The sequence below is a fragment of the Rhodococcus sp. NPDC056516 genome (assembly GCF_042794655.1).
Lineage (GTDB): Bacteria > Actinomycetota > Actinomycetes > Mycobacteriales > Mycobacteriaceae > Rhodococcus_F.
The window spans coordinates 33,611-53,399 of the sequence record NZ_JBHTTG010000005.1; the positions used below are offsets into that span (position 1 = coordinate 33,611).

General features: G+C 62.9%; 18 protein-coding genes. 12 read left to right on the forward strand and 6 right to left on the reverse strand.

Features of this window, described 5'->3' with window-relative positions; translation table 11 throughout:
- Positions 1-9: 9 nt before the first annotated feature.
- The 8 genes from ACFQ6Y_RS16085 to ACFQ6Y_RS16120 are packed head-to-tail and all read left to right on the forward strand — an operon-like array spanning position 10 to position 8,537.
- Positions 10-1,194, forward strand: coding sequence for an MCE family protein (locus tag ACFQ6Y_RS16085; protein ID WP_378634449.1), 1,185 nt, complete (start codon positions 10-12; stop codon positions 1,192-1,194).
- A complete protein-coding gene (locus ACFQ6Y_RS16090; RefSeq protein ID WP_283307096.1) occupies positions 1,194-2,213 on the forward strand; it encodes an MCE family protein in 1,020 nt (339 codons plus the stop codon). Before ACFQ6Y_RS16085 ends, ACFQ6Y_RS16090 begins: the two co-directional genes overlap by 1 nt.
- Entirely contained in the window at positions 2,210-3,268 is a 1,059-nt protein-coding gene (locus ACFQ6Y_RS16095) for an MCE family protein (RefSeq protein ID WP_378535244.1), read from the forward strand. The genes ACFQ6Y_RS16090 and ACFQ6Y_RS16095 overlap by 4 nt, the downstream gene beginning before the upstream one ends.
- Positions 3,265-4,569: an MCE family protein gene (locus ACFQ6Y_RS16100; protein WP_378448971.1), complete on the forward strand. Its 1,305-nt coding sequence runs from the start codon at positions 3,265-3,267 to the stop codon at positions 4,567-4,569. The genes ACFQ6Y_RS16095 and ACFQ6Y_RS16100 overlap by 4 nt, the downstream gene beginning before the upstream one ends.
- Positions 4,569-5,816 (forward strand): MCE family protein, encoded by a 1,248-nt coding sequence (locus ACFQ6Y_RS16105; RefSeq protein ID WP_378634454.1) that lies wholly within the window; start codon positions 4,569-4,571, stop codon positions 5,814-5,816. The genes ACFQ6Y_RS16100 and ACFQ6Y_RS16105 overlap by 1 nt, the downstream gene beginning before the upstream one ends.
- On the forward strand, positions 5,813-7,207 hold the full coding sequence (locus ACFQ6Y_RS16110) for an MCE family protein (protein ID WP_378547763.1): 1,395 nt from the start codon (positions 5,813-5,815) through the stop codon (positions 7,205-7,207). The genes ACFQ6Y_RS16105 and ACFQ6Y_RS16110 overlap by 4 nt, the downstream gene beginning before the upstream one ends.
- The gene (locus ACFQ6Y_RS16115) at positions 7,207-8,013 is read left to right on the forward strand and encodes a hypothetical protein (RefSeq protein ID WP_378634457.1); all 807 of its coding nucleotides are present in this window, start codon (positions 7,207-7,209) and stop codon (positions 8,011-8,013) included. Before ACFQ6Y_RS16110 ends, ACFQ6Y_RS16115 begins: the two co-directional genes overlap by 1 nt.
- Positions 8,010-8,537 carry a twin-arginine translocation pathway signal gene (locus tag ACFQ6Y_RS16120; RefSeq protein ID WP_378634460.1) on the forward strand — a complete coding sequence of 176 codons (528 nt, stop codon included), beginning with the start codon at positions 8,010-8,012 and terminating at the stop codon, positions 8,535-8,537. The genes ACFQ6Y_RS16115 and ACFQ6Y_RS16120 overlap by 4 nt, the downstream gene beginning before the upstream one ends.
- A gap of 87 nt (positions 8,538-8,624) precedes the next feature.
- Here ACFQ6Y_RS16120 and ACFQ6Y_RS16125 read toward each other — a convergent pair whose 3' ends face one another.
- Complete coding sequence (locus ACFQ6Y_RS16125) at positions 8,625-10,088, reverse strand: trehalose-6-phosphate synthase (RefSeq protein WP_378547841.1); 1,464 nt, start codon at positions 10,086-10,088, stop codon at positions 8,625-8,627.
- A 103-nt stretch (positions 10,089-10,191) separates the two neighbouring features.
- Entirely contained in the window at positions 10,192-10,365 is a 174-nt protein-coding gene (locus tag ACFQ6Y_RS16130) for a hypothetical protein (RefSeq protein WP_214886961.1), read from the reverse strand.
- Positions 10,366-10,521: 156 nt separating this feature from the next.
- Here ACFQ6Y_RS16130 and ACFQ6Y_RS16135 point away from each other — a divergent pair, with 156 nt between their 5' ends.
- The gene (locus ACFQ6Y_RS16135; RefSeq protein WP_378634462.1) at positions 10,522-12,276 is read left to right on the forward strand and encodes an ABC transporter ATP-binding protein; all 1,755 of its coding nucleotides are present in this window, start codon (positions 10,522-10,524) and stop codon (positions 12,274-12,276) included.
- A 23-nt stretch (positions 12,277-12,299) separates the two neighbouring features.
- A complete protein-coding gene (locus ACFQ6Y_RS16140; RefSeq protein ID WP_378547838.1) occupies positions 12,300-14,066 on the forward strand; it encodes an ABC transporter ATP-binding protein in 1,767 nt (588 codons plus the stop codon).
- 14 nt (positions 14,067-14,080) lie between these two features.
- Here the strand turns inward: ACFQ6Y_RS16140 and ACFQ6Y_RS16145 are convergent, their stop codons facing one another.
- Entirely contained in the window at positions 14,081-15,016 is a 936-nt protein-coding gene (locus ACFQ6Y_RS16145) for a methionyl-tRNA formyltransferase (protein ID WP_230814893.1), read from the reverse strand.
- 111 nt (positions 15,017-15,127) lie between these two features.
- Between ACFQ6Y_RS16145 and ACFQ6Y_RS16150 the strand changes: the two genes are divergently transcribed.
- On the forward strand, positions 15,128-15,931 hold the full coding sequence (locus ACFQ6Y_RS16150; protein ID WP_283306994.1) for an alpha/beta fold hydrolase: 804 nt from the start codon (positions 15,128-15,130) through the stop codon (positions 15,929-15,931).
- A 72-nt stretch (positions 15,932-16,003) separates the two neighbouring features.
- Here ACFQ6Y_RS16150 and ACFQ6Y_RS16155 read toward each other — a convergent pair whose 3' ends face one another.
- From ACFQ6Y_RS16155 to ACFQ6Y_RS16165, 3 genes are all read right to left on the reverse strand, one after another.
- Positions 16,004-16,273, reverse strand: a complete 270-nt coding sequence (locus tag ACFQ6Y_RS16155) for a metal-sensitive transcriptional regulator (RefSeq protein ID WP_230814895.1) — start codon at positions 16,271-16,273, stop codon at positions 16,004-16,006.
- Between the two features lie 91 nt (positions 16,274-16,364).
- Positions 16,365-16,775: a DUF302 domain-containing protein gene (locus ACFQ6Y_RS16160; RefSeq protein ID WP_378547835.1), complete on the reverse strand. Its 411-nt coding sequence runs from the start codon at positions 16,773-16,775 to the stop codon at positions 16,365-16,367.
- 102 nt (positions 16,776-16,877) lie between these two features.
- Positions 16,878-19,025: an MMPL family transporter gene (locus ACFQ6Y_RS16165; RefSeq protein WP_378634464.1), complete on the reverse strand. Its 2,148-nt coding sequence runs from the start codon at positions 19,023-19,025 to the stop codon at positions 16,878-16,880.
- Positions 19,026-19,184: 159 nt separating this feature from the next.
- On the opposite strand from ACFQ6Y_RS16165, the gene ACFQ6Y_RS16170 reads away from it, so the two are divergent.
- A complete protein-coding gene (locus ACFQ6Y_RS16170; RefSeq protein ID WP_378547747.1) occupies positions 19,185-19,769 on the forward strand; it encodes a class I SAM-dependent methyltransferase in 585 nt (194 codons plus the stop codon).
- The last annotated feature ends 20 nt before the right edge of the window (positions 19,770-19,789 follow it).

Below are 19,789 nucleotides of genomic sequence, written 5' to 3' on the forward strand. Positions count from 1 at the left end.
GGGCAAGCGATGACCGTACCCAGATGGCACAAGAAGTTGGCCGCAGCCGGCCTGGTCCTCGGACTCGTGGCGATCGTTGCCGTTGCCCTGACCATGTTCTCGGGTGGGTTCACCAAGAGCACGCCCATCACCGTGACGTCCTCACGCGCCGGCCTGGTCATGGAACCGAATGCCAAGGTGAAGCTGCGCGGAGTGCAGGTCGGCCGCGTCGAATCGATCTCACTCGTCGGCGACCAGGCAAACCTGAAGTTGGCGATGGATCCGGGGCAGATGTCGAAGATTCCGTCGAATGCCCGGGTGGAAATCAAGACCACCACGGTGTTCGGTGCGAAGTACGTCAACATCGTGATTCCCGACGATCCCTCGACCCAGCCGATCCAGGAGGGTGCCGTCATCGCCTCGGACAGCGTCACCGTCGAGTTCAACAGTGTCTTCGAACATCTTTCGGACGTACTCGCGAAGATCGAACCGGAGAAGCTCAACGCCACGCTCGGCGCGATCTCCACTGCGCTCAACGGGCGCGGCGAGTCGCTGGGCGAGGTTCTCGAGCTCGGTGACACCTACCTGAAGAAGATGAATCCGGTTCTGCCGCAGCTACAGGAAGACTTGGTCGGAGCCGCCGATGTCACCAACCTGTACGCCGACGTGGCGCCGGATCTGATGCGCATCCTCGACAACGCCACCGCGACAAGCGGATCGATCGTGGCGGAACAGGCGAACCTCGACCTGCTGCTGCTCAACGTCACCGGCCTCGCGAACACCGGCAACGCCTTGTTGACCGACAACGAGCAGAACCTGACCACCGCCCTCGGCACTCTGACCGCGACGACGACCCTCCTCGACAAGTACTCGTCGGGTCTGACGTGCTTCATCGTCGGCTTGAACGACGGCCGGATCAAGTTCGAGCCACTGGCCGGCACCGGCGACAAAGCGGCGCTCATGCTCAGCGCGAGCTTCATGTACGGCGCCGAGGCGTACCAGAACCCGCAATCTCTCCCCAGGGTCGCGGCCTCCGGCGGACCCAATTGTTACGGTCTGCCCGAATTCGATCCGAAGGTCGACGGGCATGCCCCGTTCGCAGTCACCAACACCGGCAACGTGCCCTTCGTTCCCAACACCGAACTGCGCGTCACCGTGCCGACCATTTTCCAGTACCTCTTCGGTGACTCCTACGAGCAGGAAGACGGGAAGTGATGAGACCGACCACGGTCAAGCTGCTGATTTTCACCGTCGTCATGGCGGTCATCTTCGCCGGACTGGCGATCGTTTTCAGTCAGGTGCGTTTCAGCAGCAGCAACGGATTTCACGCCACCTTCTCGGATGTCTCGGGCCTCAAGTCCGGCGACAAGGTACGTATCGCCGGTGTTCCGGTCGGGTCGGTGACCGGAGTGTCCATCGGTGACTCCAACCAGGCCGAGGTCGAGTTCGACGTCGACACCCAGTACTCGCTGATGAAGAGCACCAAAGCGACTGTGCGCTACGAGAACCTGGTGGGCGATCGCTACATGGAACTGCTCGAGGGCGCCGGTTCCACCGAGACGCTTCCGTCGGGTGGATCCATTCCGGTAGACCAGACCTCACCCGCTCTCGATCTGGACCTGCTGCTCGGGGGGTTCAAGCCCCTGCTGCGTTCACTCGATCCCCAGCAGGTCAACGACCTCTCCGGGGCTTTGCTCCAGGTACTCCAAGGCCAGGGCGGGACGTTGGTTTCGCTTCTGGGAAACACCAGTTCGTTCACCAATACGCTGGCGGACCGAGATCAGCTGATCGGGGACGTCATCACCAACCTCAACGACGTACTCGGCACGATCAACGACAAGGGTGATCAGTTCTCCACCACGATCGATCAGCTCCAGCAGTTGGTCAGCGGCTTGGCGAAGGACAGTGGCCCGATCGGTAACTCGATCACCGAGATCGCCGGTGCTACCGGAGATCTCGCGTCGTTGCTGCAGGCGACACGTCCGGACATCCAGACCCTGATCGGAGAGACCAACCGAACGATGACGCAGCTGGACCTCGGCAAGGACGACATCAACACCGCTCTCGGTCGTCTGCCGTCCGACTACCGGAAGCTGATCCGAGTGGGCACGTACGGAGCGTTCTTCCAGTTCTATCTGTGCGCCAACACTTTCAAGTTCTCCGGACCTGACGGAACGACGATCATCTTGCCCACGGCAGTCCAGGACACGGGAAGGTGCGCAAAAGTCTCATGACCCCTACCCGTGAACGCAATCCTGTACAGATCGGTGTCATCGGTCTCGTACTGGCGGTGGCAACCGTCGGTGCCGCACTTCAATACGATCAACTCCAGTTCATCAACGGCGGCATTCGCTACTCGGCGTACTTCCAAGATGCCGGCGGCTTGGTCGCCGGCGACAACGTGACCATGGCCGGCGTGAATGTCGGCAAGGTCAGCGACGTCGAACTCGACGACCAGAAGGTACTGGTCACTTTCACCGTTCAAGACGGTGTCGCCCTGGGCGAGCAGACGGCTGCCGACATCAAGACCAACACGGTGCTCGGCCGAAAGTCCTTGGCGGTACGGCCGGAAGGATCCGGACTGTTGCGTACGGATACGCCGATTCCGATCGAACGCACCAACTCCCCGTACTCGCTCAACGACGCGCTCGGCGACCTCGGGACCACGGTGTCCGAACTCGACACGGAACAGATCAACGATTCGCTCAACGCGATCTCGGACACGCTGGCCGATACCCCGCCGGAACTCCGCACCGCATTGGACGGAATGACGAGGCTCTCGCAGAGCATCAACTCGCGCGACGAAAGCCTGCTCCAATTGCTCTCGCGGGCCGAAGATGTCACCAAGATCCTCTCCGACAGAAGCGGTCAGATCGATTCGTTGCTGGTTGACGGCAACAAGCTGTTTGCCGAACTCAGCTTGCGGCGTGACGCGATCAGCGAACTGATCGTCAACACCGGCGCAGTCTCACGTCAACTGTCAGCGCTTGTGCAGGAGAACGAGGCTCAGATGGGGCCGACCCTCGAGAAGCTGAATTCCGTCGCCGAGGTTCTTCAGCAGAACAAGGACAACATCGCCGGGGCGCTCGACGGCCTCGGACCGTACATCACCGCGCTCGGTGAGACCGTGGCCAGCGGCCCGTTCTTCGACGCCTTCATCATCAACATTCTGCCGAGTAACTGGTGGAAGACCCTGGTGGACACCAGCGTCGCGCCCGAGCAGGTCCCGGGCGACCTGGAAGACTTCTTCCCCGGTCTTCCTCCGACGATCAGGGGGCCGGGAGAATGACCGAGACATTGGATTCACGGGACTCACAAGGCTCCACCAACTCACGCAAGAAGTGGGTGCTGATCGGCGCGGGTGTGCTGGTCGCTCTGCTCGTGGCCGGAGCGGCATACCTCTTCATCCCAGGCCTGGGCAAGACCAAGATCTCCGCGCACTTCGTCTCGACCACCGGTCTCTACGAGGGTGACGTCGTGCGGGTGCTCGGTGTCAACGTCGGCAAGGTGACCAAGATCGAACCGCGTGATCGGGACACCTACGTCGAGATGAAGATCGACTCGGGCGTGGACGTTCCGGCAGATGCCAAGGCGCTCATCGTTGCTCAAAGCCTGGTGTCCGCACGTTTCGTGCAATTGACCCCGGTGTATTCCGGCGGTGAGCAGATGCCCAACGGCGGCGAGATTCCGATCGAGCGCACCGCCGTACCGGTGGAGTGGGACGAGATCAAGACCGAGCTCACCAAACTGTCGGACGCACTCGGACCGGAAGGTCTGGACGATCAGGGCTCCCTCGGACGATTCATCGACACCGTGGGAACGAATCTCGACGGCAACGGCGAGTCCATTCGGTCGACGCTGCGCGAACTTTCCGCCACGATGCACACGCTGTCCGAAGGCCGGACCGACTTGTTCTCCACCATTCGGAACCTGCAGGCGTTCGTCACTGCATTGTCCTCGAGCAACGAGCAGATCGTGCAGTTCAGTGGTCATCTCGCTTCGGTGACAAGCGTTCTCGCGAGCAGCTCCGACGAGTTGGGCACCGCACTGAGCGATCTCGACCTGGCGGTGGGCGACGTTCAGCGGTTCGTCAAGGACAACAGCGAGGGACTGAGCGAATCGGTCGCGCGTCTGGCCGATGCCACTCAGGTACTGACGGACAAGCGCCCCGAGATCGAGCAGGTTCTGCACTCCGGACCGACCTCGCTGGCCAACTTCTACCAGATCTACAAGCCGGCGCAGGGCAGCATGACCGGCGCAATTGCACTGAGTAACTTCAAGAATCCGATCCAGTGGATCTGTGGTTCCATCGAAGGCATCGACAGTGGTAACTCCCAGAACAGTGCCGATCTGTGCAAGCAGTACCTCGGCCCGGTGCTCAGCACGATGATCGGCAACTACCCCGGATTCCTGTTCAACCCGGTCGCGGGCGTGCAGGCTTTCCCGGATCAGATCGTCTACACCGAACCGGGATTGCAAGCAGCAAGTCAGAATCAGCCGGAAACCGTCGCAGGACCGATGTCAGGTGCTCCCATGACGAGTGTTCCCAAGGATCTCGCCGAACTCTTCAACATGGGCGGAGGGAACTGATGCGGGTAGCTCGCAAGACGACGGTTGCCGTGTTGGCCACAGCAGTGGCTCTCGGCGCCAGCGGTTGTGAATGGAACGGCCTCAACTCGGTGCCGATGCCAGGCACTCAGGGCCGGGGCGAAGGTGCGTACGAGGTTCAGATCGAGATGCCGAACGTGACTACGCTGTCGCAGAATTCGCCCGTCCGGGTGGATGACGTCGCAGTGGGAAGCGTCTCGAACATCGAGGTTCAAGGCTGGCACGCTCTGGTGACGGTGTCACTCAACCCCGAGGTTCAGTTGCCGGCCAATGCGACGGCAAAAATCGGTCAGACCAGCTTGCTCGGCTCTCAGCACATCGAGTTGGCGCCGCCGGTAGGGGAGGAGCCCGAGGGCCGACTCGAAGCCGGCGACCTGATTCCGATCGAGCGGGCAGGCGCTTACCCGACGACGGAACAGACGCTGTCGTCGCTGTCGGTGGTACTCAACGGCGGCGGTCTCGCTCAGGTCCAGGACATCACGAAGGAACTCAACGCCGCCCTCGGTGGGCGTGAAGATTCCGTTCGCGACCTCCTGCCTCAGCTCGATCAGCTGGTCGGCAGCCTGGACAAGCAACGAGGCGACATCGTCTCGGCGATGGAGGGACTCGATCGACTGTCCTCGACGGTCCAGGCCCAGCACGACACCCTGAACAAAGCGCTCGAAGGTATTCCGCCGGCACTCGAGGTTCTTGTCGCTCAGCGTCAGGACATCACCAACGCCCTGACCTCCCTCGGTGGTCTCAGCGAGGTGGCGAGCCGCGTCATCCAGGAGAGCGGTGACGATTTCGCGACCAATGTTCGCGCGCTGTCGCCGACTCTGAAAGCGTTGGCGGATTCGGGTAATGCCCTCACCCAGGTTCTCGGAGTCCTCCTGACGTTCCCGTTCCCACAGAACGGAATCGACAACGTCATTCGCGGTGACTACGCCAACCTGGCGATGACCATCGACATCTCGCTGCCCCGACTGGACGCGAACTTCCTCACCGGAACTCCGTTGGCCGGAACGCTCTCCGGACCGGAAGGCGTTTTGGGTAAGCAGGCTGGGCTGGCCGGACAGACAGGCAACCCGTTGAGCGATCCGCTCAAGCCTGCCGCACCGCCCGCACAGGCCCCTGCCGGACAGGCTCCCGCAGGACAGACTCCGGCAGCGGATCCGAATACCATTCAGATTCCGGGACTTCCGCCGATCAACATTCCAGGACTTCCTCAGGGGGCACCGGCACCATGATGCTCACAAAGTTCGTCCGCATCCAGCTCATCATCTTCGCCGTCTTGACGGTCGTCGGATTGATCGTGATGGCCACTCAGTACGTGCGTGTTCCCGCGATGGTCGGTATCGGCCGGTACGACGTCACCGTCGAATTGCCCGCCACCGGTGGACTGTACAAGAACTCGAACGTCACCTACCGCGGTCAGACCATCGGCGTCGTGAACGCGGTGGAGCTCTCGGAGACGGGAGTGAACGCGCGTCTGTCTCTCGAGAGTGGCGTCAAGGTGCCCTCGGACGTCGACGCAGCAGTCAAGAGTGTGTCGGCGATCGGCGAGCAGTTTGTCGATCTGATTCCGCACACCGACAGTTCCGGTGCGATCGTGGTGGACGGTCATCTCGAGAACGGATCGGTGATTCCCGAAGACCGAACCAGCATCCCGCAGGATGTCGGCGCGATGCTCGACCAGGCAGATGTGTTGCTGCAGAGCATTTCCGACACCAAACTCAAGACCGTCATCGACGAATCCTTCAAGGCGTTCAACGGTGCCGGCCCGGATCTGCAGAAGCTGATCGACTCGGCCCGGCTGTTCGTCGAGGAGGCGAACAACAACTCCGACGCGACCAAGACGTTGATCGAGCAAGCCGGTCCACTCCTGGACACTCAGGTGGTCAGCAGCGACGCCATCCGTTCCTGGACAAGCAATCTGGTGACGTTCACCGACCAGCTCCGAGCCAGCGACCCAGACCTGCGTGCCGTCATCCAGAAGGGCCCGGCAGCTGCCGCGGAGGCGAATACTCTTCTGCAAGACTTGCAGCCGACATTGCCGATCCTGCTGGCGAACCTGGTGTCCGTCGGACAGGTCGGGGTGATCTACAACAACGCGATCGAGCAGATTCTGGTCATCTACCCGCCGCTGGCCGCAGCGCTGGTCACGGTGGCAGGCTCCGGTCCGGCTGCGGACGGCGCGCTGGTGGACTTCCACATGGAGGTCAACGACCCGCCGCCGTGCACAACGGGATTCCTACCCGGAGACCAGTGGCGTAGTCCGAAGGACGAATCACCGATCGAGACGCCGTCGGATCTGTTCTGCCAGGTTGCCCAGGATTCGCCGATCGCGGTGCGCGGCGCGAGAAACCTTCCCTGCGAGGAGTATCCGGGACGTCGTGCGCCGACGGTCGAGCAGTGTCGTTCCGGCTACGTACCGATGGGCACCAACCCGCAATCCGGGCCGCCGGAACCGATAACCGCGACCCCGAGCTCGTACACGTCGACGCCTTCGGTCTCGGCGCGTCGGTACGATCCGATTACAGGCAAGTACATCGGGCCGGACGGAAGGACGTACTCGCAACCGAACCTCGGTGGCGGCGACGTCAGTCTCGAACAGTTCATGAAGGGTCAGCAGGGTTGATGACAGACGAAGATCCACAGGCCGGGCAGCGGGTGCGCCGTCGCGCGTCTCGCAGCGCCGGACCCACGGGTGCGGATGCAGACGCTGCCGCCGTAGTAGTGCCCACCGAAAAGAAACCAGCCGAACAGAAGCCGACCGAACAGAAGGCAGCCGAACAGAAGGCAGCCGAACAGAAGCCGGCTGAACAGAAGTCGGCGGTCCCAGTTTCTCTGGGCAAGACCGATACTCCGCCTGAGAAGGTCGTCAGCAGTGGCTCGGAAACCGCCACGGCCGGCGAAAGTTTCACCACTCCTGCTCGTTCCGAGCACAAGCCCAAGTCCAAGCCCAAGGCCGGGCTGGTAGTCGGGATCGCCGTTGCTTCGGTGATCGCCATTGCTCTTGCTGCCCTGACGGTGTTTCTCCTCGTCGATCGAAACAAGGCGTCCAATGCCGACGAGGACCGAGCGCGCTACGTGGCCGGAGCCCGGACCACCGCACTGAATCTGACGACGCTGCATGCGGATACAGCGGCCGCCGACCTCGACAAGTTCCTCGCCGGCACCACCGACGAGTTCAAGTCGCAGTTCGACGGTCGTAAGGATTCGTTTGTCAACGTCCTCGGGCAGGCCGGAGTTCAGACCGACGGTGAGGTGCTCGAGGCCGGGTTCGAGAAGTCTGACGGCGATTGCGGGACTTCCCTTGTCGCGGTGCGAGCAATGCAGAAGAACGGTGACGAAGCGCCCGCCGAACGCAACTACCGACTCCGAATCACCATGTGCGACGTCGACGGGCAGTTGCGTGCCTCGAATGTGGAGTTTGTGCCATGACCCCAGAAGAAGTCCCAGAGAAGGCCAAGCGCGTCTCACTGCTCGCCATCGTTCTGTGTGTGATCAGTGCAGTGGCCATCGCGCTGGCGGCAGTGTCGGCGTATCTCTACTTCGGCCCGGACGGAACGCGTGACACCGCAGCGATCGACCAGACCAGAGACGAAGTGGCGCAGGCTTCTTCCGATCAAGCGGTAGCGATGTTCCAGTACGACTACAACAACGTCGACCAGCAGTTGCATGCGGCCACAGATGGTTTGACGGGTGATTTCCAGGGCACGTTCACCAATCTGATCGAATCGGTGATCATTCCGGGCGCCAAGGAAAAGTCACTGACCGTTCAGGTGGTCGTGCAGGGCGCCGCGGTTCTCGACGCCGAGGCCGACAGTGCGACGACGATGCTGTTCCTCAATCAGATCACCACGTCTTCGGAGTCGCCCGAAGCCGTCGCCAGTGGCAGTCGCGTCAAGATGAGTCTGGAGAAGCAGGACGGGCGTTGGCTCGTGAACAACGTCCAACCCTTCTGATCAGACACACGAAGGCTGGATCCGGACATGAAACAGGCTGGAGCCGAGGAGATTTGATCTCCTCGGCTCCAGCCTGTTTGCACTGGCCTAGTGCTCTCCGGATTCGGCCGGGGCGATCAGCGCCGGGCCTGCTGCGCCGCCGTGCGCGAGCGCATCGAGGAACGAACGTGCCCAGCGGTCGACGTCGTGCGTCAGGACCTGACGACGCAATGCTCGCATGTGGCGACGGCCGTCCTCTCGCGGTTGATTGAGGGCCTTCTCCATCGAATCCTTGACGTCGTCGAGGTCGTGGGGATTGCACAGGAATGCCTGGCGGAGTTCTGCTGCAGCACCGGTGAATTCGCTGAGCAGCAAAGCGCCACCCAGATCACTGCGGCAGGCGACGTATTCCTTCGCGACCAGGTTCATACCGTCACGCAGCGGCGTGACGAGCATGAGATCGGCAGCGACGAAGAACGCGACCAGTTCGTCGCGTGGGATCGGCCGATGGATGTAATGGACGACGGGGCGGCCGACTTCGCTGAACTCGCCGTTGATTCGGGAGACCTTCTGCTCGATGTCTCCGCGCATCTGTACGTAGCTTTCGACGCGTTCGCGGCTCGGGGTCGCCAACTGCACCATGACGGTGTCGGCGGGATCGATGCGCTTCTCCATGAGAAGTTCGTGGAGTGCGGCGAGCCTGACGTCGATGCCCTTGGTGTAGTCGAGGCGGTCGACACCCAGCATGATGTGCTTGGGGTTTCCGAGTTCTTTGCGAATCTGCTTGGCGCGGTCCCGAATTGTCTTGGTACGCGAGAGTTCGTCGAGCTTGCCGGAGTCGATGGAGATGGGGAAGGCGCCGACGCGGACGCTGCGGAAACCTACTTGCACCACACCGAGTTTGGAGCGCACGCCGACGGTTCCGCGTGAAGTCTGCTGCCCGGCAAGGCGTCTCGCCAGGTAAAGGAAGTTCTGTGCGCCGCCGGGAAGATGGAAGCCGATGAGGTCGGCGCCCAGGAGGCCTTCGACGATCTCGGTGCGCCAGGGCATCTGCATGAACAGCTCGACCGGGGGGAACGGAATGTGCAGGAAGAATCCGATGGTGAGGTCGGGACGAAGCATCCGCAGCATCTTCGGTACCAACTGCAGCTGGTAGTCCTGGATCCAGACGGTCGCGCCCTGTGCCGCTGCTTTGGAAGTGGCTTCGGCGAACCGCCGGTTCACCTCGACGTAGGCGTTCCACCATTCACGGTGATACTCGGGTTTGACGATGACGTCGTGATAGAGCGGCCAGAGGGTGGCGTTGGAGAATCCCTCGTAGTACTCGTTGATCTCCTCGGCGCTCAGCGGCACAGGGTAGAGCTCGAGTCCGTCTTCGACGATCGGGTCGAGGTCTGCGTCCGGGACGCCGGCCCAGCCCACCCAGGCGCCCTGATTGCTGCGCAGGATCGGCTCGAGGGCAGTGACCAATCCACCGGGGCTCCGCTTCCAGCGGGTGGTGCCGTCGGGAAGTCGTTCCAAGTCGACGGGCAGGCGGTTCGCTACGACGACGAACTCGGCCTGCCCGGACACGGTGTCACCGGTCGAAGAAGCAGGTGCGCTGTCAGAAAGGGTTGAACTGGTCGAATCCGGACTGACAGGCACGTGGTTCCTTCTCGGTCGGTGAGGGAAAGATTCAGTCGAGCTTGGCGGCGGGGGAGATACCGAGCATCGAGAGCAGCATCCTGCACTCGTCGGCATCTTCTGCGTAGGCAGCGACAACGCGCTGCGCCATGCGCGCTGTTTCCTCGGCGACGGTCTCGATTTCCTCGTCCGCGATCTCGGTTTCGACGGTCGTGTTCTCAGCCATCATGTTCCTCTCGTGCTTGCCTGCACGGCGCAAGCAATGATTCTTACTCGCGACTCTATGAGAACTGGGCGTGTCGACGCTAGTTGCTCATGTATTAGGGTCGACTTACTTATCTCTGTACTCAACTTTATCGCTTCCATCGATGCTTGGAGTTCCATGAGTTCGACCCCCTCGAGTGTGACCGTCGACTCGGACGAGCCGGAGAGTGGCAATCACAGCGGTGCTGCGATTTTGCGACGCGTCCTGGTCCGCAACCGTGGCCCGCTCGCTATCGGCACTGCCCTGGTCTGTCTGCACCAACTCACCGAGACGGCGGTGCCGATCTCCATCGGTGTGATCATCGACCGTGCGGTGGAGACTTCGGACACCACGGCCTTGGTCGTCTCGATCCTCGGTCTCGCGGCTCTGTTTCTCGTTCTGACGGCCGCGTGGCGTTTCGGCGCCCGGTTCATCGTCACCGCGATGCAGCAGGAGGCTCATCGCCTCCGGCTCGAGGTGGCGCACCGCGTCCTCGATCCACGCGGGGTGCGTACTGATTTGCGATCGGGCGAATTGCTGACGGTCTCTACGTCGGACGCCGAACAGACTTCGTGGATCGCGGACATCGTCCCCCGTGCCGCGGCGGCCCTGACCGCTGCGGTGGCGTCGGCGGTGGCGTTGGTGTGGATCGATCTGTGGCTGGGACTGGCCGTTCTGATCGGTACTCCGGTCATTCTCGGTCTGCTGCAACTGGCGGCGCCGCTCATCACGTCGCGGGCCACCGGTCAGCAGGCGTCGATCGCTCGGGCGTCGGCGATGGCTACGGATCTGGTCAGTGGACTGCGTCCGCTGCGCGGTATCGGCGGTGAGAAGACCGCGTCGGCGCGCTACCGCACGGTCAGCCGGCAGGCGCTCGCGTCGACGATCGGCACGGCGAAGGCCACCGGTGTCTACACCGGTGTTGCCGCGACCATCAGTGCGTTGCTCGCAGTCGGTGTTGCCGGCTTCGCGGGTTACTTCGCGCTGCAGGGCCGGATCACGGTCGGTGAACTGATCACCGTGGTGGGGCTCGCGCAGTTCATCATCGAACCGCTCGGATTGCTCGCGTCGATTCCCGGATACTTCGCGGTGGCGAGGGCGTCGTCGGATCGTCTGGCACTGGTCTTGGACGCGGAGCCGCTGCGGGGGGCGGGTTCGCAGACCGAGCTCGAAGGTACCGACCTGACCCTCGACGCCGTCGAGTACAAGTCTCTCAAGGGCATCGATCTGCACCTGCCTGCCGGAGAACTGCTGGGTGTCGTGGCTTATCAACCGCAGGACGCCGACGCTCTTGTCGCCGTCCTGTCCGGGCAGCTGCCGCAGGATGCGTACCGCGGCGTGGTCCGAGTGGGCGGAATCAGCCTGTCCGACATGGACTTGCGATTGGCGCGTCGCACAGTGCTGGTGGAGCCGCACATCACCGATCTGTTCTCCGGGTCCCTCGCGTCGAATGTCACCGCGGGCGCCGGTGATGCCGCTGTTCTCGAAATCCAGAGCGCTTTGACCGCCTCTGCGGCGGCTGATGTCGTCGACGCACATCCGGACGGCCTCGACCTCGAGGTGACCGATCGAGGCGCGAGCTTGTCGGGAGGCCAGCGTCAACGCGTCGCCCTTGCACGCGCATTGGTGGCAAAGGCGCCCGTGATGGTCCTGCACGATCCGACTACGGCGGTCGACGCGGTGACCGAGGCGTCGATCGCCGAAGGAATCGCGGAACTGCGGCACGAGGGTGCCGGTGGCATCCACACGACGGTATTGATCACCAGTAGCCCAGCTCTTCTGGCCGTGACGGATCGAGTGATCGTGTTGAACGACGGAGTGATTGCCTCGATCGGCACACATTCCGAACTCTCTCGCGGCGACGCGAACTACCGAGGAGCGGTGCTGCGGTGACGGCCACGGACATGACAACCGATATGCCGGCCGCAGAGAAGGTGACAGAGCGCGAGTTGCTGCCGATCGCGAGTGGTCGCCAGACCTGGAAGTGGTTGCGGGCAGCGCTGGCCGAACACCGGATGCAGAGCCTGCTGGTCCTGATCGTCGCGGCTTCGGCGTCGGCGATGGCCTTGGTGCCGATTTACGTCTTCGGTGTCCTGGTCGACCGGGTCCGGGACAACGCGCCCACATCGACGATCGTCGGGGTGGTCGTGATCATCGCCGCCGCCGCAATCGTGGGCGGTGTGTTCACAGGTGTGGCTGCCTATCTGATCAAGCGACTCGGTGAGACGATCCTGGCGGATCTGCGCGAGCGAACCGTGGACCGGGCGTTGCGCCTGCCGATCCAGACCGTCGAGAAGGTCGGAAAGGGTGATCTGCTCTCACGAGTCGGCGACGACGTGTCGGTGATCGCCAAGGCTGTGTCCGACGTGGTTCCCGGCATGATCGCGGCCGTTCTGCTCGTGGCTCTGAGCATGGTGACCATGCTGGGTCTCGACTGGCGACTCGGCCTCGCCGGAATGGTCGCGCTGCCGATGTACGCGCTGGCGCTCAAGTGGTACCTGCCGCGATCGGCTCCCATTTACGCTGCCGAGCGAGTTGCGATGGGCGCTCGTTCACAGGCGCTGATCAGTAGCCTCCAGGGTGCCAAGACGGTGCGCGCGTACAGCCTCGAGAAGGAACATCTCAGTCAGATCGATGCAGCGTCGGCAAAAGCGCGTGATCTGGCCGTCGGAGTGTTCGGCCTGTTCACGAGATTCGCCGGTCGCGGTAACCGCGCCGAATTCGTGGGTCTGTCCATGATCCTCGTCGTCGGATTCCTGCTGGTTCGTGAGGACGTCGTGACAGTCGGTCAGACGACGACGGCTGCACTGCTGTTCCATCGCCTGTTCAACCCGATCGGCTCACTGCTCTACACCTTCGACGAAGTGCAGTCCGCCGGCGCCAGCCTCGCGAGGCTGGTCGGCGTTGTCGAGATCCCCGAAACGGAACGTTCGACGGATACGGGTTCCGTTCCGACCGACGGCTCCCTTCGTCTGGACGACATCAGACACAGCTACGACGGCGGTCACGAGGTACTTCACGGAGTGACGCTCAGCCTGCGAGCGGGGGAGCGGGTGGCGCTCGTCGGTTCGACCGGAGCCGGAAAGACGACGCTTGCTGCGATCGCTGCCGGTTCGATCACTCCGACGTCGGGGCGCGTGTCGATCGGCGGTGTCCCGCTTGCCGACCTCGACGACCTACGACGCCACATCGCGATCGTGAGTCAGGAGGTCCACGTCTTTGCCGGGCCCCTGATCGAGGATCTGAGATTGGCCGCTCCCGAATCCTCGGACGAGGACGTTGCCGCTGCGCTGCGGACCGTCGGCGCGCACGAGTGGGTTGAGGCTCTCGACGAGGGAATGCTGACCGTCGTGGGCGAGGGCGGGCACGAGATGACGGCAGCGCAGGCGCAGCAGTTGGCCTTGGCGAGACTGGTATTGGCCGACCCTGCCGTCGCTGTACTGGACGAAGCGACAGCGGAGGCCGGTAGCGCCGGAGCACGGGAACTGGAAGCGACTGCCGAAGCCGCTACCGAGGGGCGTACCACTCTGGTTGTCGCACACCGGCTTACCCAAGCCGCGGGCGCCGACCGAGTGATCGTGCTCGAGCACGGGCAGATCGTGGAAGAAGGCCCGCACCGCGAACTGGTGTCCGCGGGCGGGCGTTACGCGCAACTGTGGGCGGCCTGGGAGGGTCGCGACTGAGGGCGTTCAGACGATCAGGTGAGGTACCCGCCGCCGTGGGGGAAGAACTCGGCGGCGGTGTACTCACTGCCGTCGTCGAGTCGGATGCGCTCGATTCGCAGTCCCTTGTTCTTGCCCGACCACGCGTCGGGGCCCGCGACGATCACCATGCCGTCGTCTTCCTGGATGAAGACTCGGCCGGGGGTTCCGCCGTAGTGCCCGCGTGAGACGGACGCCTTCAGGATGCGGATGCGCTGGCCTTTGAACTCCGCGAAAGCGTTGGGGTACGGATCGGACTGTGCCCGGACGAAACGCTCGATGACCTCGGCCGGCCAGGACCAGTCGACGTGGCTGTCCTGCGGTGCACGCTTGTGGAAGAAGGTGGCCTGCGAGCGGTCTTGCGGCGTCCAGTCGGTCCGCCCGGATGCGATCAGATCCAGTGCGTCGAGTGTGATGGGGCCGATCATGTCGATCGTGCGGTGGAACAGATCGGTGACGGTGTCCGCGGGGCCGACCGTCGTCGAACGCTGCAGGACGATATCGCCCGCGTCGAGTTCCTCGTCCATCAGGTGCGCCGTGAGGCCGACTTCTTCTTCACCGTTGATCAAGGCCCAGATGAGCGGGGAGAACCCCGTGTACTTGGGCAGCAGCGAATCGTGGATGTTGAGGGTGCCGTACTTGGGCGCGTCGAAGACTTCCGCCGGTAGCCAGGTGCGCCAGTTGTTGGCGACGATGATGTCGGGAGCAGCTTCGGCCAGCGCGGCCTTGAAGGCGTCGTCAGGCTTGTTCGCCACGTGAACGGGTACACCGTTCTCGGCCGCCAGATCTGCAACCGAGTCCGCCCACATCTGTTCGTAGACGTGCTCACTCTTCGGGTGTGTGATTGCCAGCACGACCTCGTGATCGGAGTCGATCAAGGCCTGCAGGGTACGGTGGCCCCAGGTTTGGTATCCGAGCGTAGCGACTCTCAACGGGGGTCCTCCTGGACGAGCATGGGCTGGGGTTGGCGGTCACACGACCGCCCATCAGCTTAGGCTATCCAACCAAAATTGTTGATCACACGTACGAGGAGGAAGGCTGACATGACGGTCGCCACAATCAACGGAATCCCCATCAATTACCAGGTCAAGGGTGATGGAGATCTGGTGGTGCTCATCATGGGGACCGGTAGCCCCGGCCGCGTCTGGGATCTGCACCAGACTCCGGCATTGGTGGCCGCCGGCTATCGCGTCGCCACCTTCGACAACCGCGGAATCGCACCGTCCGGCGAGAGCCTCGGCGGCATCACGATGCCCGACATGGTTGCGGACACCGCCGGACTGATCGAGCATCTCGGCGGCGGCCCGGCCCATGTCATCGGAACCTCGATGGGTGCCCGGGTCGCGCAGGAACTGACGCTCGCCAGGCCGGATCTGGTTCGCAAAGCAGTGTTCCTCGCCGGCCACGCTCGGATGGATCATTTCCAGCAGGTTCTGACCGAGGGTGAGCGTCAGTTGTTCGACAGCGGCGTCGCCCTGCCGGCCAAGTACCGCGCCGCGGTGACGGCGGTGATGAACCTCTCGCCGGCCACGCTGGCCGACGATCACTCCGCGCGCGACTGGATGGACATCTTCGAGTTCACCGGCGGCGCAACGTCACCGGGTGTTCGCGCGCAGCTCGGCATGGACCGTGCTTTCGATCGACGTAACGAGTACAAGTCGATCATGCGCCCGTGCCTGTCCGTCGCGTTCGCCGACGACCGCATGATCCCGCCTTACCTCTCCCGCGAGGTGGCGGATTGCATCGCGACGGCGTCGTACGAAGAGATTCCCGACGCCGGGCACTACGGATACCTCGAGCGTCCGGAAGCCGTGAACAAGGTGCTGATCGACTTCCTGGCGAAGTAGTTCTTTCGCAGTTCTTTCGCACGCGAGAAAGGGCCTGATCCGCTACCTGCGGGTCAGGCCCTTCCTCTTGTTTCATGCCAGTGCCAGGAACAGCTTCTCGAGTTCGGCCTCGGTCATCGGTTCCTGACCTTCGGCGCTTTCACCGGTGAGGCATTCACGCAGCCCGGAAGCGACGATCTTGAACCCTGCTCGGTCCAGCGCTTTGGACACGGCTGCGAGCTGCGTGACGACGTCCTTGCAGTCGCGGCCGTTCTCGATCATCGAGATGACCCCGGCAAGTTGGCCGTGAGCACGCCGCAGTCTGTTCAATACGAGCGAAATGCTCTCTTCGTCGCCGGTCATGGTGGCCCCCTTCTCGAGTGTTCGTGCTGCGACCGAGGGTACCCCTGGGGGCATGTCTGTGTTTGATCCAGTGCTTGATCCGACTGTGGTGTCAGATGATCGAGGTGACTGCCGCGCGCAACTTGACGGCTGCGTCGGCCGCCACGGACTCCAGGCCTGGTTCGCCGGAAACCTGAACCATGAGAGCGGGATTCATCGCTTCGACGAAGAACGAGTTCTCGGTGGTCGTATCTTCGCGGACGACGACGTTGCACGGCAGCAGGAGGCCGATCTGACGATCCACCGAGACTGCCCGATGGGCCAGCGGCGGATTACAGGCACCCAGGATCAGGTACTTTTCCATGTCCTCGTCCAGCTTCGCCTTGAGGGTTGCCTGCATGTCGATCTCGGTCAGGATGCCGAAGCCCTGCTCGGCGAGTGCGGCACGTGTGCGAGTGACGACGTCGTCGAAAGTTCCGGTGACCCTGGTTGTGATCGCTATCGGTTCCGTGGGGGTTGTCATTGCCCGCTCCTGTTCGTTGGTTTCGATGTCTTCGGCTTCGATTTCCGTTGTCTCCATGATACCCCTGGGGGTATCAATTCAACAGTGATGTCGGGTACACGGTCAGCCATGCGAGAAGCTGATGTTCGGCAGGATGCGTCGTAGCCATGCCGGTGCCCACCAGGCTGCCCGGCCGGTGAGACGCAGGAGTACGGGCAAGAGCACCAAGCGGACGAGCACCGCGTCCAGGAGCACAGCCACACCGAGGATGATTCCCATCTCCTTGGGCGGCAGCGGATCTGCGAGTGCGAAAGTGAAGAAGACCGCAACCATCACCGCTGCCGCCGCCGCGATGACCCGACCCGAATGCGCGAGGCCGTCGATGTGTGCGATCTCGGGGTCGCCCGTCCGTTCGTAGTGCTCCTTTGCGCTCGAGAGCAGGAACACGGTGTAGTCCATCGCGATGGCAAAGATCATGGCGAAGAAGAAGACCGGACCCCACCCGTTCAGAAATCCCTGGGGATCGAAACCGAGCAGGCCGGATCCGTGACCGTCCTGGAAGATCAGCTTCGCGATTCCGAACGCGGCCCCAGTGGACAGTAGGCTGACCAGCGTGCCGATCAAGGCGATCAGAGGTGCCTGAAGAGCGATCAGCAGCAACAGGAATCCGAGCATCAGAATCACGACCACGACGATGGGCAGGTAGTCGTTCAACGCCTGCTGAAGGTCGAGATTTTCGGCCGGAGCGCCGCCGACGAGCGCTGATTCCGGTAGCTGCGACCGAAGGTTCGCAAGGATGGTTTCCATTGCAGGATCCGATGGGTCGACAGTGGGAACTGCTTGCAGCATAACCAGATCAGATCCGTCGGCTGCGTGCTGCGCCGGAGTGACCATGGCCACGCCGTCGACGTTCATGGCAACTCGCGAGGTGTCTGCTGCATCGTCTGCGGATGTGACGATCTGCAACATTCCGGGAGCGCCGTCACCGAATTGCTGCTGCACCAGTTCGTAGCCCTGGCGAACCGGGGCGTCCTCGGGAACCACGGCGATGGAGGGCATTGCCACCTTCAGTCCGAAGACCGGCACGACGAGTGCGATCAGGATGAGCAGGGCGCCGACGCCGAAGGGCCACGGGTGCTTGTGCAGCAGCGACGCCCAGGCTGCGAACATCGAGGAGCGGTGCTGCTGGCGCTTTGCGTACGGTAGCGAACCGCCGTTGACCTTGACGCCGATCCTGCCGAGCACGGCGGGTAGCAGGGTGAGGGTTGCGGCGAGAACGAAGATCACGGCGAGCATGATGCCGACAGCCATCGTGCGTACGGCGGGAGCCGGAACGAGAAGAACCGCAGACAAACTGACCAGAACTGTGAGGCCGGAGAGGACAATTGCTTTGCCGGCGGTGTCCATCGTCTGGGCCACGGCAGCTCGCGGATCTGGATCGGTTCGCAGTGCTTCTCGGAACCTGGCGACGAGGAAGAGTGCGTAGTCGATACCGAGCGCGAGGGCGAACATCATCGCGAAGTTCATGGCCCACACGGAAATCGGCGTGATCTCGTTGAGGATCACGAGTCCGCCCGCCGAAGCGACCAGGCCCGCAAGGGTCAGCAGTAGCGGGAGTCCCGCGGCAACCAGCGATCCGAAGGCCAACACCATGATCGCGAGAGTGACGGGCCACGACATCATTTCGGCCTTGATCATCGCTTCGTGATTGGCCTTGTTGAAATCGCTCCACAACGCCGACGCGCCGGTGGGGTACACCTCGATCGTGTCCGTGGACAGTGCCGTGAGTTTCTTGCCGAGTTCGTCTACTGCGCGCACCATGTCGTCGGTATTCGCATTGGCGCCCGCGATCATGATGCCGGTATGTCCGTCCGGGCTGATGGTCATGCCGGGCTGTGGGGCGATCACTTCGCCGAAACGAGGGTCTGTGGCAAAGATTTCGGTTGCCGCGGCCAGAGTTTGCTGCATTGACGGATCGGTGATGGGTAGAGAATTCGAGTGAACGACCACCTGCACTGCGGCGGAGGAGTTTCCGCCGAAATGCTGCTCGGCCAACTCGCGAACCTGCACCGACTCGGATCCGTTTGCCTGCCAACCCGCGCCGGCCAGGGAGGTGAAGACACTGGGCGCTGCGGCGCCGAGTGCAACCAGCGCGATCAACCAGACGCCGACGACCAGACGGGTGTGCGCCGCCATCGATCGACCGAGTCGCGCGAGTATGCCGTCGGCTTGGTCGGGTGGGTCCACGGTGACAGTTCTGGTCGCTGACATCTTCACTCCTGATACGGGTGGGGGTATTCCTGACTGTCACTTGTATACCCCTAGGGGTATCCGATTGTCACTTCCGAAGATTCTCTATGCTGCTGGGGGCGCCGTCTGATCAGTGACGGTGGAACGAACTTCGGTGATACGGATATGGGGAGAGCGATCGTGGACGCACAGGACTGGGACGAGCGATACCGAGCGGTGACGGAGCCGTGGGGAGTGGACCCGGCGGGAACCGTCGCAACAAGAATTGCCGACCTGAGGCCGGGCACCGCGATCGATCTGGCCTGCGGCGACGGACGTCATGCGCGGTGGATGGCCGGGCAGGGTTGGTCGGTGACCGCGGTCGACTACTCGTCGGTGGCGATCGATCTGGCACGGGCGAGTGACCGGGACAAGGCCGTCGACTGGCGGGTCGGCGATGCGACCACGTGGCAACCGGAAGGTTCGGTCGACCTGGTCTTGGTCAGCTTTATGCACCTCGAGGTCGACGAGTTGGCCGAAACGCTCAAGCGCGTCGGGCAGTGGGTTGCTCCCGGCGGACGCGTCCTCTATCTGGGGCATTCCATCGAGAACTTCCACCGTGGGGTGGGCGGCCCACCCGAACCGACCATTCTGCCCGGTATTTCCGATCTCGCCAGGGCAGCGGAGGGATCGAGGGTCTACGCACTCGAACACGTGGTTCGGCCACAGGACGGTAAGACGGCAATCGACGTTCTGCTCGAATTCGGTCCGTGGGAACAGGTCTGACCAGGGCGGGAGTGCACCTT